Below are 15,376 nucleotides of genomic sequence, written 5' to 3'. Positions count from 1 at the left end.
ACCGGCTCGGGGACCACCGCCGCCGGATCGCCGAACTGGCCGCCGGCGAAGAGCTCGTCCCGCCGCCCGAGGTGGTCGCCGTCCTCGACCGGATGCGCGGTCTCGGGGTCAGCGAACGGAGGGTACGCGTGGAACGCGACGCGTGGATCCTGATGCGGGCACTGGAGCCGCACGTCGTGCCGCAGCGGATCCGGGACAAGAACGCCGCCTTCGACGACCCCGAGACGACGCGCCTGTACCTCGCCTGCGATCAGGCGGTCGACTGGGACCCGCGCGATCCACGCCTGGACCGCCTCATCGACGACCTGGACGCCTGGGGGACCGCGCACGCACGGGACAGCGGTGAGGGGAAGTACCTGAAGCTGGTCACGTCCCGGATCTCCGAGGCGTCACCGGCGTGGCAACGCGTCCTGGACGCGCTCGCCCACCGTGCCCTGCGGCGCCGGGCCGCCGGGCCGCCGGCCCGGCTGCCGAGGCCGGTGGCGCGGTCACGTCCGACGGCTGACGCTCCCGTCGGCACCGCCGCGCCGACCACGGCCGGTGTTCCCCGGGGCTACTGCCCCGGTGGGTCGATCGTGATCCGCAAGGGGGCCAGGAGGCGGTTGAGCAGCACGGCCCCGGCGGCGGTGTCCAGCGGGACCGGCTCGGCGTCCGCCGGCTTGACCAGCCCGGTCGCGCCGCCGCGCTCGTAGAGGATGCAGGCCAGGCCGTCCAGGTCGCGCTTGGACGGCCACCTCAGCCCCTGCGACCAGGGCGCCTGGCCACGGATCCAGGCGGCCCAACGGCGGGTGTTCGGGTAGTCGCGGGGCGGTGACTGGATCAGCCACTCGTCCTGGTGGACGGCGGCGAGCCGCTCCATCCCCACCAGCTCGACGAGGGGGATGTCACAGGTGGTCTCGATCCGCGAGAGCACCTTGCCCCGGACGGCGGCACGCTTGATCCACCGCCAGCCGCCCTCGGCGAACGGCAGGCTGCGGACGAGGGTCTCCATCAGGGCCGTCCGCTCGGAGAAGCCGGCGTAGAGGTAGGGCAGGTGTTCGCCGTCGCCCTCGTAGGAGCAGAACCGGCCGCCCTCGTAGTGGGTGTCGGCGGGGTAGGGGTTGAACGAGGTGACGGGGTGGGCGGCGGAGTGGACCCGCCACAGGGTGGTGCCGGCGGGCAGGACGAACCGGTGCGGGGTGGCGCGCACTGTGGCGGCGGGGACCTTCACATCAGGCATCGGTCACCACTGCGCGATCTCGGCACGGGCCGCGGGGAGGAGTGAGTGCTCGTCGGGGGTGCCGAGCAACCGGGCGGGGACGGCGTCCAACCAGGCGTTCGCGCCGAGCCACCAGTCGGCGACGCCGCGCGGGTCGTCGGAGGCGTCGAGCAGCCGGTTGACGGCGACGACCGTCGGCAGCGGGCGGCCGGAGGCGGTGTCGAACTGGAAGGACGGGAGGCGGACGGTGCCGTCGCGACCGGTCAGCCGGATGAGGTCCGGGCCCATCGGGTCGCTTCCGTCGGCCGCGCACTCGGCGGCGGTGCGGCTGTCGGCGGCCAGCAGCCAGTCGTCGGCGCCCTCGGGCGGGGTGGAGCTTTCCGGGGCGGGGTGCTCCGGGCCAGGGTGCTCCGGTGGGGGCGGCGGTTCGGCGGCGGGCGCCGCCCGCTGCCCGGTCCACCGGCGGAGATTGTCCATCGCGTTCACGACGGTGGCGTGCCATGCGTCGGTGTCCGGACCGGAGTCGCCGCCCGCGAAGCGGACGGAGTCCTCGAACACCTCGCGGACCGGATGGTCGTCCGGGAGGGCGGCCAGTACCAGCCGGACGATCTTGCGGGCGGTCCGTTCCGGATCGTCGGACCGCGTGGTCAGCAGTGTCCGGAGCCTGTCCCGCTCCGGCTCGTCGAGCAGGGGCCAGATCTCGCCGAAGTGTTCCTGCAGGGCATCGAGCACCTCGGTCGGCATCACCGCATCATCACCTCCGTCCGGACCGAACGGGCCGGTCGCCCGGGTGCCAATCTAGCGGCTGCGCCGGGGCGGTGTGCGGTGATCACGATTTCGGCAAAGCGGGAACGGGTGTCGGTGTTCTGCGGCATGATGGGCAGTCAGCATCGCGGGGGCGGTGCCGGTTCGCGCGTGGTCCGATCCGCACCGGCCCCGACGGCGCGCAGGGTGTCCGACCGGTGGTCATGTCCCGGTCCGCACTCCACGCACGTCCAACTCGCGCTCGGAAGGCGGCCGGTGAGCAGTTCCGCGGGATACGGGTGGTCCTACGTGGACAGGGAGGCCGAGGCGCGGCGCCGGCTGCGGGCACAGCTCGCGGCCGAGGCGCAGCGGGCCGAGGCGCTGCGGCGGGCCGAGGAGCGGCGGGCGGAGCTGCGCGCCCGGCTGGGCGAGCTGGCCGAGCAGGCGCAGGGCCTGCGCGGTGAGGCGAAGCAGGTCCGGCGCGCGTACCGGACGGCGAAGGTGCACGTGCCGGCGGTCGCCGTCCCCGCCGGCGCCGACGAGGCGGAGCTGACCCGGGCGATCGAGCGGGCCCGGGAGTCCAACACCCGCGCGGCGAAGGAGCTGGCCGAAGCGGTGTCGGACGTCTGGACGACGCTGGTGCCCGAGGCCGTCGCCGAACCGGCGCGGACGGCGCAGGAGACCCGCGCGGCGCGGGCGGCCGAGGCCGCCGGGCGCGAGCGGGCGCAGGCGGCGGCGCAGGCGGAGGCGGCGGCCCGGATCGACCGGGTGCGGGCCGGTGCGCTCGCCGAGGCCGAGGCGATGCTGGCCCGGGACGTGCCCCGGTGCGACCCGGCCGACCTGGTACGGGTCGCCGGGCTGGTCCGCTCGTTGAAGGCGGCCGGGACGGTCTCCGAGGTGCGGACCACGCTCACCGACCTGGCCGCACTGGTCCAGCACTCGGTGCGGGGCCGAACCCGCGAGGAGGAGCGGGCCGTGCTCCGCGCCGGCCTGCTGGAGCTGGCCGCGGAGGCCGATCCGGCGGACCGGGACCGGCTGACCGAGGAGCTCGCGGCGGCCGAGGACCCGGCCCTGCTGCGCCCCGCCGTGGAGGCCGCGGTGGCCCGGGCGGACGCACACCGCCACCGGGTGCCGGTGGCGGCGGCGCTGGCGGAGGTGCTGCGCGAGCGGAACTACCTGGTGGGGGAGGACTTCGTCGACCTGCTGGCCGAGGAGGGCGCGGTGGTCGTCCCGTTCGACGGCGCGGGTGGCGGCCCGGAGGGCACGGCCGCGGACGGTGCGGCGCCGGTGGTCGGCTACGGCCTGCGGGTGGCGCTCTCGGCGGACCGGGCGGCGCTGTCCACCTCGGTGGTCCGGCGTTCCGGTGAACAGGACCGGCGCTCCGACGGGGACGGGCCGTGGGAGCAGCAGGGCCAGGAGGACCAGGACGGCCAGGACGAGCTGGTCCAGCGCTGGTTCTGCGACGAGCAGTTGCCCGCGATCGAGGAGGGCGTCCGCCGACAGGGCGTGCGGCTGGAGCGGACCTCGGCGATGGCCCCGGGCACGATGGCGGCCGGTGCGGTGCCGGGCGGGTCCTGGCCGCAGCCGCCGTCGGCCGCCACTCCGCGCGGGGCGAAGAAGCGGCGGGGCGACGGCTCGAAGAGCGCCGCACCCTACGAGCAGCGGGAGCGACAGCGTGAGCGATAGGACCACGGCGGGGGGCACCGGCGACCGGCCGGCGGACGGGGCCGCGGGGGCGGGCGGCCCGAAGACCGGCCCCTCGGGGTTCGGCGCTCCCGGGGCGGCCGTGCCGGGGGCGGGCGCTGCGCCGGCAGGCGCCTCCGAGGCCGACGAGGGGGACACCGACTGTCCGCCGGCGCCCAGTTGGATCCGCGAGCTGGACATGGCGCTCACCGTCTACCCGCAGGTCCTCCTCACGGGCAACGTCCGCGACCAGTACCTGCTCCCGTCCGACCACGCCGCCGGCCGCAGCGAGACGTCGGCCCCGTACACGCTGACCGAGGTGATCGAGTCGGTCTGCGTGGCCCGGGGCTTCGGCGCGCTCGCCCTCGTGGACCAGGTCAGCGAGCAGATCGTGACGCTCCAGCTCGGCGCGACGCGCGAGCAGATCCCCGAGGCGGTCCGCGAGTTCTCGGCGCGCGACGAGCGGTGGCGGCGCGAGGGCGGGGACGACGAGGACGAGCCGTCGATGACGGACCGGCTGCGCGACACCATGGTCGCCGTGGTCCGCCACCCGGGCCCGCCGATCGGCCTGGTCATCCCGTACGCGGCCCGGCTGGGCTCGGCCCGCGCCCCCGTCGCCGGGGAGGCCGCCCGGTTGTTCGCGGCCGCCGAGGAACTGGGCCACACCGCCCGGCCGGTGTCCGGCAAGAGCGCGGTGACGCCGTACAACACGGTGTTCTGGGTGGTGGAGCGGCAGGAGGACCTGCCGATGGAGTTCGCGGTCGGCAGTCGGGCGGTGCGGGTGATCAGCGTCCCGCCGCCCCCGCACGACCAGCGGCTCGCCGCCGCCCGCCACGTGGTCGGCGGCCTGGCCCGCCACCAGGCGGCCACCGGAGGAGCGGAGTTGGCCGCGACGGAGGCCACGGCCGCGGCCAAGGCGCTGGCCGACTCCTCGCACGGCATGGGCAGCTCCGAGGTGATGGCGATCGGCCGGATGGCGTTGGACCGGGGGCTTCCGGTCGAGCGGCTGGACGAGGCGGCCCGGCTGTACCGGATCGGCGTGCTCGACAATCCGTGGGCCGGCGCGGCCCTGCGCGAGCGGATCGCCGACGGCGAGCGCTTCCTCAACGGCCAGGTGATCGGACAGCCGCACGCCGTCCGCCGCACGCTGGAGATCTTCATGCGCTCGGCGGCCGGACTCAACGGCGCACAGTCCTCCAGCTCGCCGAACCGGCCGCGCGGCACGCTGTTCCTGTCCGGGCCGACCGGTGTCGGCAAGACCGAACTGGCCAAGGGCGTCGCGGAGATGATCCTCGGCAAGGACGCCCGGCCGATCCGCTTCGACATGAGCGAGTTCGCCGAGAAGCACGCGCGGGACCGTCTGATCGGCGCGCCGCCCGGCTTCGTCGGGCACGACGCGGGCGGTGAACTGACCAACGCCGTCCGGGCCAACCCGATGAGCGTGTTGCTCTTCGACGAGATCGACAAGGCCAACCCCCGGCTGTTCGACCTCTTCCTGCAGATCCTGGAGGACGGCCGGCTCACCGACGGGCGCGGCGCCACCGTCTACTTCACCGAGTGCGTGCTGATCTTCACCTCCAACCTGGGGGTCGCGGCGACGGTCGTCGGCGAGGAGCCGAAGGGCCGGGGGGCCGCCGAGGCGGAGCAGCCCCAGGGCGGTGCGGCGGGCACGGACCGGGAGCAGGCCGACCAGGGCGGGCGCGGTCGACGGCGTCAGCTCAACCGGCACGACGACCCGGTGACCGTCCGGCAGGCCCTGCGGGAGGCCTTCGACCTGTTCTTCAACGAGCAGATCAAGCGCCCCGAGCTGCGCAACCGCTTCGGTGACAACTTCATCCCCATGGACTTCATGCAGAACAAGTGGGTGCCGAAGATCCTCGACAAGGCGATCGCCTCGGTGGCCGGCCGGATCCGCGAGGTGCACGGCGCCGAACTGACGGTCGGCGACGACGCGTGGGAGGTGCTCAGGGTGGAGGCGGAGCGGCGGCTCGACCACGGCGGCCGCGGCGTGCTGACCGCCGTCGAGTCCGCGCTGGTCAACCCGCTGGCCAAGGAGATCTTCCGGACGCCGCCGAAGCGCGGTGAGCGCATCGAGGTCACCGCGGTGGAGGGCGAGGGGGACGGCGAGGGTTACACGGTGGAGGTGAACCGTTGGCCCGGATGAGCGAGCCTTCGGGCGGCGCGGCGGGCGCGCGGCCGGGTGCCCGGGTGAGCGAGCCGTCGGGCGCCGGAGCGGGTGAGCGGCCCGGGGCCCGGGTCAGTCAGGTGTACCGCCCGGTGACCTCGCTCGGGCCCGGTCGGCGGCTGGGCGTCTGGTTCCAGGGCTGCACGCTGGCCTGTCCCGGCTGCATGTCCCGGCACACCTGGGCGCCTTCGGGCGGGCGGGAGTTGACGGCCGAGCGCTTCGCCCTGCTCTGGCGGGCGGCGCTGGCCGACGGCATCGACGGCCTCACGGTCAGCGGCGGCGAGCCGCTGGAGCAGCCGCAGGCCCTTGCCGCCCTGCTGGCCGTCGCCGACGAGGAGCGCCGCCGGGCCGGTCGGGCCGCTGACCTGCTGGTGTACACCGGCTGGGAGCCCGAGGAATTGGCCGCCGACCCGGCCGCCGCGGCCGCGCTGACCGGCGCCGACGCGGTCATCACCGGTCGCTACCGGGCCGGGCAGCCGACCCGGCTGGTCTGGCGCGGTTCGGCCAACCAGCGGCTCGAACCGCGGACGGCCCTCGGCCGCGAGCGCTACACGCCCTATCTGACCCACCGGCCGGAGCGGCCCGAGCTCCAGGTGATGGTCACCGAGGGTGAGGTCCGGGTGGTCGGGGTGCCGCGCCCGGGCGACCTCGGCCGGATCGAACGCGACCTCGTCGGCCGCGGTGTGACCCTGCGGGAGACGTCGTGGCGACCGTGATCTACCGCTGCCCGGTGGGCGCGCCGGGCGAGTGCCCGACCTCCGCCGGCCGGGGCTACTGCCCCGTCCACGTGTTCCAGCAGCTGGAGCGGTACGACCCGGCCGAGGAGGCCGTCGTGACCGCGGCTCCAGGTCGGGAGCCAGGTCGGGCGGCAGGACCGGCGGCAGGCCGGGACGGTCCTCGCGTGGCCGAGGCGGCGACCCGTCCGGTGCGCTCCGGGCGTCAGTCGCCCGGGCCCGGGCCGGCGGCGCGGCCGGTGGTCCGGCTGGCCCTGGTGATCGGCGGTGCGCTGCTGCCGGTGCGCGGTGAGCACCTGCGCGGGGGCGGTGGGCTGGCGATCGGCCGCGACGAACCCGACTGCGCGGCGATCCCCGGCCTGGCCGGCCTCGACCAGCTCTCGCGGCACCACGCCCGGCTGCGCTGGATCGACGGCGTGCTGTACGTCGAGGACGCGGGCTCGACCAACGGCACGTTCGTCGAGGACCGCCGCGTCGCCGGGCCGACCAGGGTCGGGCCCGGCGATCGGCTGCGGTTCGCGGAGGACATCGACGTCCAGGTGATCGAGATCGACGAGTTCGGCGCTCCCCGGTGAGCCGAGGGAGCGAGGAGGAGAGCGGCGCGATGGCCGACCAACCTGCGGAGCCGAGTCCGCCCACCCGCCGGCAGGCGCCGGGGTCCGCTCCGGATCCGGCGCGGGGTTCGGGCGGCCAGGGCGCGGGACGTCCCCCGGTCCCGCGCGGCGAGCGTCGGGCCGGTGCGGATCGGGGAGCTGGGCCGGCGGGCGACGAGAGCCCGCGCACCCGCCTCCAGCGCGGCGGCGCGGGCGCGGGCGCGAACGGCGGCGGGCAGCCGGGCGGCGACCGGGCCGACCCGGCGCGGTCGAGGGGTGGGCAGGCGACCGGTGGGCAGGCGCCGGGCGACCGGGCGAGCGGCGGGCCGGCCGGCGGGGACGCCGGGCGCGGTGCCGGTGCGAGCCCGCCGACCCGGTTGCAGGGCGGGCGGCGGGGTGCGGGCACCCCGGAGGAGCGCGCCGGGCAGACCCCCGGCGACGCCCGGCGCGCACCGGCCGACAGTACGGCCACGGAGGCGAAGCGGGGCAAGGCGCAGCAGGCCGACCGGACGGACGCCGCGAACGCGAGCCCGCCGACGCGTCGGCAGGGCGAGCGGCCCGGCCGCCCGGGCCCCGCCGCCGTCCCGAGCCCGCGGACCCGCCTCCAGAGCAGTCGCACCGACCCGCCGCCCGACGCCCGGACCCGCCGCCAACCGCCGGCCCCGGCACCGTCCTCAGCTCCGGCCGGCGGCGGCGCAGGGACAGGAGGAACCGCCGCGGAGGCGACCGGCGGCTTCCCCCCGGCCCTGCTGGACCGTTTCCTGCCCTACGGCGTCGCGGGTTCCGGCAGCGAGGGCACCGTCTGGCACGCGGCCCGGACCGACGGCGGCGGCGACGCCGCGGTGAAGGTCGGAAACCCCGGAGTGCGCGCCGACACCGAGCTGCTGGAGCACCTGAGCGACCCGGCGTTCCACCGGCACGTCCCGGAGGTCCTGGGGCACGGGAGGGTCGAGCACGCGGGGGTGCTCCTCGACTGGATGGCGATGGAGTACCTCCCGGTGACCCTCGCCGACCACGTCGCGAGCCTGCGCACGCGGGGCCGGCTGGGCCGTCCCGGGGAGACCGAGCGGATCGTCCGGGAGCTGGTCGCGCTGCTCGACTTCTGGCAGAGCGAGGTCCGTCGCAACCCGGTGGACTTCAAGCCGGCCAACATCCTGGTCCGCCGGGCCGGGCGGGGCCGGTCGGCGGCGGCCGAGTTCGTGGTGGCGGACTTCGGCGGTGTCGCCAAGCTCACCGCCAGCCGGCGCTTCTCGCCCGACATGCAGGTGACCGTCGCCTACATGGCGCCCGAGCAGCTCGCCGGCCAGAACCACCGGGCCGGTCCGTGGTGGGCGCTGGGCACCATCCTGTTCGAGCTGTTCACCGGCCGGACCCGCTTTCACCGCGAGGACGGCGGGCTGATCAGCGACGAGGCGCTGCAGCAGCGGCTGGTGATCGACGCGGAGGTCGACCTCGCACCCGTCACCGACGAGCGCCGCCGGCTGCTGCTCCAGGGGCTGTTCACCAAGGACCCGGCCGACCGCTGGACCGCCGTACAGGTCCGCGAGTGGCTGGGCGGCGGCAGCCCCGAGGTGGTGCGCAGCCGGGTCGCGGACCCGGTCGCCGCCCCGGCCGGGCCCGCGCACGAGCCGATCGTCTTCGGCGCCCAGGAGTTCCACGACCCGGTGATGCTGGCGGTCGCGCTGCTCGCGCGGTCGGTGGAGGCGGCGGCCTGGCTGGAGAACGGCGGGGCCCGGCGGCTGCGCGACTGGCTGCGCGACGAGGTGAAGGACAACCCGCTGGAGCCGGAGCGGCTGGCCGCCGTCGAGCGGGCCCGGCCGGCCGACCGGACGAAGGCGGCGGCGCTCGCGGTGCTCGCCGTCGGCGCGGTGTTCGCGCCGGAGGCCGTCCCGGCGTACCGGGGCCGGCCGATCGACACGGCCGGCCTGGCCCGGCTCGCCGACGACGGGGCCGGAGCCGACTTCGTCAGGGAACTGGTCGCCGCCGGAGCGCCCGCGCTCGCCGCCCGCTTCCACTGCGGCCACCCCGACTGCGCGCAGGGGAACTGCGCCCGGCTGCGGGCGCTCACCGAGCTGGACACGGTGCTGAACGCCGTCGACCGGGAGGCCCGGGCGCTCGGCGGCGGGAGCGGCGACAGCCGGCTCAGCGCCGAGGAGCGGACCACCGCGCGGCGCCTCGCCCTGCTGCTGACCGTCCAGCCCCGGCAGCGCCGCACGCTGGTGGGGCGGTTCTCGCCGCTGCCGCCCGCGCTGGGCGGGCTGCCGGCGGGCGTGCACACCGCCTCCGCCGCGGCGACCGACGCGGCCGCAGCGGTCCGGGGGCGGGCGCGTCGCACGGCCCGGAGCGGCTTCCGGCGGAACTGGTCGGCGCTGCGCCGCCGCGCCCTGGCCGCCGACCCCGGGACGACCGACGGCCGCGCCGTCCTGGTGGCGGCCGCCGTCCTGCACGTACGGAGCCTGCGCGCCGCCGGTACGGACAAGGGCCGCCGGGGCGGTGCCCAGAAGGTCCGCACGCGCACCCGGTGGACGGCCGCCCGCCGGGCACTGCCCCGGCGGGCGCTGGCGGCGGTGCTGCTGACGGTCGCTCTGGCGCCGGTGCTCTGGTCGGGCGCCGTCTGGCGGCTCGCCGTGGACGCGGGAGCCGGGGCGGCCGTGCTGCCCAACGGGGTGTTCGGTGGCCCGCTGAAGACCGCCGGCGAGCTGGCCGCGCGCCAGACCGTCGGGCAGCTCGGCGCGATGCTGGCCGTCGCCGCGGCGGTGGCGGGCTTCCCGGCCCGGATCGGCCGACGGGTGCTCGCCCTGGTCGTCGCGGCCGTCTTCGCGATCGGCTACCTGCGGCTGGGGCCGCCCATGACGGTGCTCAGGCCGCCGCAGGAGGTGGTCGACCGGGTGGTGCTGTTCGAGGGCGGCCTGGGATCGTGGGCCGGGATCGCCTCGGTGGCCGCCGTCCTGATGGCCCTGGTCCTCAACAACCGTGCCGACACCTGGCTGCTCACCCCCGCCCGCGAGGCCGAGGAGCAGGCCGCCGGTGACCGGCGCCGGCTGGCCGACCGCCGTCAGCGGCGGGGGAACGGCGCACCGCAGCGGTGGCGCACCGGCCGCGACGGCGGGCGCGACCGGCTGCTCTTCGTGCTCGGCGCCACCCTCGCCCTGACCGCGCTGCTCTGGGCGGCGGTCGAGATCCGGCTGGCCGTCACCGAACAGCACCCGACCCCGGAGTCCTGGGGCACCGGCCGGAGCGGTGCCGCCTACCAGGCCGGCTTCCTGCTGCTGCTGGCCGTGCTGTCCGGCCTGGCCGCGACGGCCGCGCCCCGGGCGGCCCGCAGGCTGTTCGGCCTCTGGGCGCTGGGCACGGTCGTGCTCGGGGCCTGGCCGCCGCCGCTCGGCCCGTTGGAGGCGCTGCGGATCCCGGTGCTGGAGGGCTGGTTCGGCTCGCTCGCGCAGCTCTGGGGGCATGCGGCGTTCTGGGCCGCCGTCCTGGTCGCGCTGCCGGCGGCCGGCTACCTGGGGCTCTGGGCGGTGCGGCGGTCGGCGGGCTGATGACCGGGGTGCAGGCGGACGCGCTGGTCGCCCGGGGGCGGGCGCTGCTGGCCGAGTACGAGGACCGGGCCGGGTCGCCCGCCGGTGCCCGGGCGCTGTCCGGCGCGCTCAGCGCCTTCGTTACCGCCCGCGGCCTGCTGGAGGACGCCGGGCCGGCGGCGGCCCCGGCCGAGCGGGCGCAGGTCAGGTTCCTGCTCGGCCTCACGCTGTCGGTGCGGTACTGGCAGGCCCACGGCACGGCCGAGATCGCCGAGGACGAGGAGTTCCGGCGCGGCATCCTGGCCGAACGGGCCGAGGCCGTCGAGCTGTTGGCGCTCGCGACGGCGCTGCTCGACCCGGACCGCTCGGAGCGGGCCGACGCCGCCCTCCGGCTCGGCCTGCTGCTGCACGCCCGGCACGAGGAAGGCGTCACCGGCGGGGCGCCCGACCCGGCCGCGCGGCCGGACGACGTGGACCGGGCGATCGACGCCCTCCTGGTCGCCCGCCCGGACGCACTGTCGCCCGGTGCCTGGGCGGCGCTCGGCGGGGCTGGTCCCGACGGTGCCGGTCAGGGCGGGGCCGGTGCAGGTGGGGCCGGCGACGCCGCCCGGCTCGGAACGGACGAGCGGGGCCGGGTGGCGGCGGTCACCCTCGGCTGCGCCCTCGCCGACCGCTACGACCGCGACGGCGCCGCGGCGGACCTGGCCGCGGCGGCGGCCGTCCTGAGCGGCCTGGCCGTCGACCACCGCCCGCTCCCCCCGACCGACCCCGGCGGACCGCCGCCGCGACCCGGTCCCGACGACGCCGCCGGTCCGGACGGGGTGGCCGGCCCGGACGGGGCCGCCGACTCCGTCGAGCAGGACGCCCGGGAGCGGCTCGTCACCCTGCTGCTGAAAGCCGCCGAGCGGGCCGACGGCGACGAGCGGCACGGGTACACCGAACAGGCCGTCCACCACCTGGAACTGCTGGCCGCGACCACCGGCCCCGACAGCGCCGTCCGGCTGCGCGCCGTGCTGCGCCTGGTGGACGCCTACCAGGCGCTCGGCGGCGGCAAGGTGCGGCCCGAGGACGCCGACCACTACCTCGCCCGGCTGCTCGACCTGCGCCGGCTGCTCCCGCCGGAGCACCGGAGCGGCGGCAGCGCCCGGTTCCTGCTCGCCGCCGCCCTCGCCCAACGCGCCCCCCTGGACCGGGGCGTGGCGACGGCGGAGTCGCGGGAGGCGGTGGCCGTGCTGCGCGAGGCCCTGGCCGGCATGGCCGCCGACGCCCCGGTACGCGCCGCCGCGCACGCCCTGCTCGGCATGCTGGCCAACACCGCGCGCGAGCACGAACCGGAGCTGTACACCGTCGAGGAGGCCGTCCACCACCTGCGCCGGGCCCGGGAGTTGATGACGAGCGAGGTGGAGTACGGGATTTCCCGCAGCGATGTGCTCAGTCAGCTCGCCCACGCCGAGATCGTGCAGGGCGAGTTCACCACCGACCGGGCGGCGCTGGACCGGGTGGTCGACCTGATCGGCGAGTCGCAGGCCCGCCCCTCCAGCACCCCCGGGGCCGAGCAGCAGGTGCACGGCGCGCTGGCGGCCGCGCTGGCCAAGCGGTTCACCCTCACCAACGCGCCGGAGGACCTGGACGCGGCGATCCGCAGCCAGCGCGCGGCCTTCCGCGCGGCCCCGCCGGACGACGCCAACCGGCTGGTCTACCTCCAGAACCTGGCCACCAGCCTGCACCAGCGCTTCCAACTGGGCGGGGACCACCAGGACGTCGAGGCGGCCCTGCGCTACTACGACGAACTGCTGGCGGTCGTGGACGGCCCCGGCCGGGAGATGGCCGGCATCGTGCCGGTGCTGCGCGAACGCCCGATGTTCGAGCGGTCCCGGCTGATGCTGGAGTTCCACATCGCCCTGACCGCGCGCGACACCGCCACCATGGGGCGGGTGGTGGAGCGGCTGGAGCCGCTGGTCCTGGCGATCCCGGCGGACGACCCGCAGCGGCTGATGGCGCTCGGCGACTTCGGTGCGGCCGCCGCGACGCACTCGCTGTTCACCGGGGACGTGGACCGCCGGGTGCGGGCCGTCGGCCTGATGGTGGAGGCAGCCGAGCAGACGCCGGCCGACCACCTCCACAAGCCTGTGCTGGCCATGCGGGCCGCGTCCGCGCTCGGCATGCTCGCCCTGGTGCCGGTCTTCTCGGAGCACCGCGCTGAGGCCGCCCTGCGCTACCTGGAGGAGTTCCTCGCCACCACCGACCCGGGCGGCCTGGAGGGGACGCGCGGGCACCTGATGCGCGCCACCCTGCTGTTGATGCGCTACCGCCACGCCGGGCGCGCGGCCGACGCGGCCGAGGCGGTGGCGACGGCCGGGGCCGTCCGGGAGCGGCTGCGGCGCGGCGCGCCCACCCAGGTGCTGGCCTCGGTGAGCGCCCTGCTCGCCGACGCCCACCGCGCGCGTCTCGGCCCCGGCGACCGTGCGCTCAGCCGGGAGGTGGGCCTGGCCGGGCTGCGCGAGACCGCCGCCGCCACCCTGCTCCAGGCGGCCGCCGACTCGGCGCTGACGGTGGCCCGGGACACCGCCGCCCGGGCCCTGGTCATCGCCCGCTGGTGCCTGGCCGACCTGGAGGAGGCGTCGAAGGACGCGGCCGGGGACGACGGCCCGGCGGCGTTCGCGGACGGCGGCGACGGCCCGGCGGCGTACCTGTGCGCAGCCGTCGAGGCGCTGGAACTCGGCCGCGGTCTGGTGCTGCACGCCTCCACCGCCACCACCGACGTCCCCGACCTGCTCCGCAGCGCCGGCCACCAGGACCTCGCCGACGCCTGGCAGCGCGGCGACCCGGACGGCCGCGGCAGCGCGGCCGCCTCGCCGCTGCGCCCGGCGCCCGGCGGGACGGACGGGCAGGACGGCCCCATGGCGGCGGTGCTCGGCCTGCCCGCCCCCGGGCTGCTGCTCGGCTCGCTGCCGGGCGGCGCCGGCGTCCCGATGCCCGACGACCTGCGGCGGCGGGCGCTGACCGCGCTGGCCGGTTCGCCGGCCGGCGCCGCGCTGATGGCGCCGCCGACGGTCGAGGAGATCGCCCGGAGCCTGCGTGCGGCCGGCGCCGACGCCCTCGTCCACCTGGTGCCGCCGGGCGCCGGGCGCAGCGGCGAGGCGGTGCTGGTGACCGCCGCCGGGGGCGTGGAGCTGCAGCGCCTCACCCTGGTCCGCTCGGACGCGCTGGGCCTGCTGACGGCCTACCGGCAGGCGCACCGGGACCGCCAGGCCACCCTCGAAGCGGGCCTGCCGAAGCGTCACCCCGACCGGGTCGCCGCGCTGCGCCGCTGGCAGGCCGCGCTGGCCGAGCTCTGCGACTGGGCCGGCGCCGCGGTGGTCCGGCCGCTGTTGCGGCACCCGGCGCTCCGGGCGGCGGGGCGCCACCCCCGGCTGGTGCTGGTGCCGTTCGGCGAGTTCGGCGGGGTGCCCTGGCACGCCGCGCTGCTCAGCAGCGGGCTGCGCGACGGCGGCCGGCCGGTCCGCGCGGTCGAGCGGGCGGTGCTCTCCTACGCGGCCTCCGCGCGCCAGTTCTGCGAGGTGGTCGGGCGGCCCCGACTGCCGCTCGGCGAGCGGCCGGTGATCGTCGGTGACCCGGCCAGGGACCTGCTGTTCGCCGACATCGAGGCGGAGTACCTGCACGAGGTGCACTACCCGCACGGGACGCTGCTCGGCTACGTCGAGGGCGCGGAGGGCGAGGGGACGCCGCGCGAGGTGCTCGCCACGCTGCCCGCACCCGGGCGGGCCGGGGCCTCGGTGCTGCACCTCGCCTGCCACGCGCTGCCGTCGGGGCGGTCGCCGCTCGACGCGTACCTCGCCCTGGCCCCCGGTCGGGGCGCGGTGCGGGGCGGGGGCGCGGGGCGGCTTCCGGTGGGTGACATCCTGCGGCAGGCCCAGGGCCGCCCGCCGGGCTCCCCGGGCGGGCTGGTCGTCCTGGACGCCTGCGTCAGCGACCTCACCGCCGGCGACCTCGACGAGGCGCTCACCCTCTCCACCGCCTTCCTCGCCGCCGGGGCGACCGGTGTGATCGGCTCCCGCTGGGAGGTGAACGACGCGATGGTGGGCCTGCTGATGTACGTCCTGCACGGGCGGCTGACGGCGGGTGACCCGCCGGTGGAGGCACTGCGGCGGACCCAGCTCTGGGCGCTCGACCCCGACCGGCGGCTGCCCGAGGGCACCCCGGCCGAGCTGGCCGCGCTGGTGCGGGGCGATCCGGGCAGGCTCGACGTCTGGGCGGCCTTCGGCTACCAGGGCGGTTGACCGGGCCCCGTCCCGGGCGTCCTCGGCGGGCCCTTGCAGGGCCGGTGCGCCTCACGGCGGGCCGGTGCGTCGGCGGCGGGGAGCCGCACGCCGTCCCGGGCGTCCTCGGCGGGCAGCCCGGTCAGCCGGAGGTCTCCGCGCGGTACAGACGGTCGATCTCCGCGTGCGAGAGCGAGAGCGAGACGGTGCGCCGCTCCTCGTCGACGGCGGTGACCGCGGTCATCGGGACCATCACCTCCCGGCCGAACACCCAGAAACCGGTGTCGACGACCAGGTGCCGCTCGTCGACGAAGTCCGAGTGCCGGTCCACCCGGCCGATCCGGCCGTCGGGGCCCTCCACCCGGTAGCCCGTCAGATCGACGGTCCGCCCGTCCGCTCCGAGGATCTCCGCCATTCCTGCCTCCCCTGGTCGGCCCGGGCGGCCGCCCCGCGAGTCGGGGG

At 77.2% G+C, this 15,376-nt stretch carries 9 protein-coding genes; 6 read left to right on the top strand and 3 right to left on the bottom strand.

Annotated elements, in window-relative coordinates; translation table 11 throughout:
• Positions 1–553: 553 nt before the first annotated feature.
• Complete coding sequence (locus ACFVYI_RS31560) at positions 554–1,219, bottom strand: RES family NAD+ phosphorylase (protein ID WP_387891924.1); 666 nt, start codon at positions 1,217–1,219, stop codon at positions 554–556.
• A 3-nt stretch (positions 1,220–1,222) separates the two neighbouring features.
• Positions 1,223–1,942, bottom strand: coding sequence for a hypothetical protein (locus ACFVYI_RS31555; RefSeq protein ID WP_387891922.1), 720 nt, complete (start codon positions 1,940–1,942; stop codon positions 1,223–1,225).
• Positions 1,943–2,218: 276 nt separating this feature from the next.
• On the opposite strand from ACFVYI_RS31555, the gene ACFVYI_RS31550 reads away from it, so the two are divergent.
• From ACFVYI_RS31550 to ACFVYI_RS31525, 6 genes are read left to right on the top strand one after another with little or no spacing between them, the layout of a single operon-like run.
• Positions 2,219–3,628, top strand: coding sequence for a hypothetical protein (locus tag ACFVYI_RS31550; protein ID WP_387891920.1), 1,410 nt, complete (start codon positions 2,219–2,221; stop codon positions 3,626–3,628).
• Positions 3,618–5,789 (top strand): AAA family ATPase, encoded by a 2,172-nt coding sequence (locus ACFVYI_RS31545; RefSeq protein WP_387891918.1) that lies wholly within the window; start codon positions 3,618–3,620, stop codon positions 5,787–5,789. The genes ACFVYI_RS31550 and ACFVYI_RS31545 overlap by 11 nt, the downstream gene beginning before the upstream one ends.
• On the top strand, positions 5,786–6,526 hold the full coding sequence (locus ACFVYI_RS31540) for a 4Fe-4S cluster-binding domain-containing protein (protein ID WP_387891916.1): 741 nt from the start codon (positions 5,786–5,788) through the stop codon (positions 6,524–6,526). The genes ACFVYI_RS31545 and ACFVYI_RS31540 overlap by 4 nt, the downstream gene beginning before the upstream one ends.
• Positions 6,514–7,119: an FHA domain-containing protein gene (locus tag ACFVYI_RS31535; protein WP_387891914.1), complete on the top strand. Its 606-nt coding sequence runs from the start codon at positions 6,514–6,516 to the stop codon at positions 7,117–7,119. The genes ACFVYI_RS31540 and ACFVYI_RS31535 overlap by 13 nt, the downstream gene beginning before the upstream one ends.
• A gap of 29 nt (positions 7,120–7,148) precedes the next feature.
• Positions 7,149–10,676: a hypothetical protein gene (locus ACFVYI_RS31530; protein ID WP_387891912.1), complete on the top strand. Its 3,528-nt coding sequence runs from the start codon at positions 7,149–7,151 to the stop codon at positions 10,674–10,676.
• Complete coding sequence (locus tag ACFVYI_RS31525) at positions 10,676–14,935, top strand: CHAT domain-containing protein (RefSeq protein WP_387891911.1); 4,260 nt, start codon at positions 10,676–10,678, stop codon at positions 14,933–14,935. The genes ACFVYI_RS31530 and ACFVYI_RS31525 overlap by 1 nt, the downstream gene beginning before the upstream one ends.
• Positions 14,936–15,056: 121 nt before the next feature.
• On the opposite strand, the gene ACFVYI_RS31520 is transcribed toward ACFVYI_RS31525, so the two are convergent.
• Positions 15,057–15,329, bottom strand: coding sequence for a hypothetical protein (locus tag ACFVYI_RS31520; RefSeq protein WP_387891909.1), 273 nt, complete (start codon positions 15,327–15,329; stop codon positions 15,057–15,059).
• Between the last annotated feature and the right edge of the window lie 47 nt (positions 15,330–15,376).

The organism is Kitasatospora sp. NPDC058218, from assembly GCF_042882445.1.
Classification (GTDB): Bacteria; Actinomycetota; Actinomycetes; order Streptomycetales; family Streptomycetaceae; genus Kitasatospora.
This window is presented reverse-complemented; position numbering and strand designations above follow the sequence as displayed.

Bases quoted from the DNA above. Each gene is read 5' to 3' on its own strand.
- ACFVYI_RS31560 (WP_387891924.1), bottom strand. From the start codon at position 1,219: ATGCCTGATGTGAAGGTCCCCGCCGCCACAGTGCGCGCCACCCCGCAC.
- ACFVYI_RS31555 (WP_387891922.1), bottom strand. From the start codon at position 1,942: ATGCCGACCGAGGTGCTCGATGCCCTGCAGGAACACTTCGGCGAGATC.
- ACFVYI_RS31540 (WP_387891916.1), top strand. From the start codon at position 5,786: ATGAGCGAGCCTTCGGGCGGCGCGGCGGGCGCGCGGCCGGGTGCCCGG.
- ACFVYI_RS31530 (WP_387891912.1), top strand. From the start codon at position 7,149: ATGGCCGACCAACCTGCGGAGCCGAGTCCGCCCACCCGCCGGCAGGCG.
- ACFVYI_RS31525 (WP_387891911.1), top strand. From the start codon at position 10,676: ATGACCGGGGTGCAGGCGGACGCGCTGGTCGCCCGGGGGCGGGCGCTG.
- ACFVYI_RS31520 (WP_387891909.1), bottom strand. From the start codon at position 15,329: ATGGCGGAGATCCTCGGAGCGGACGGGCGGACCGTCGATCTGACGGGC.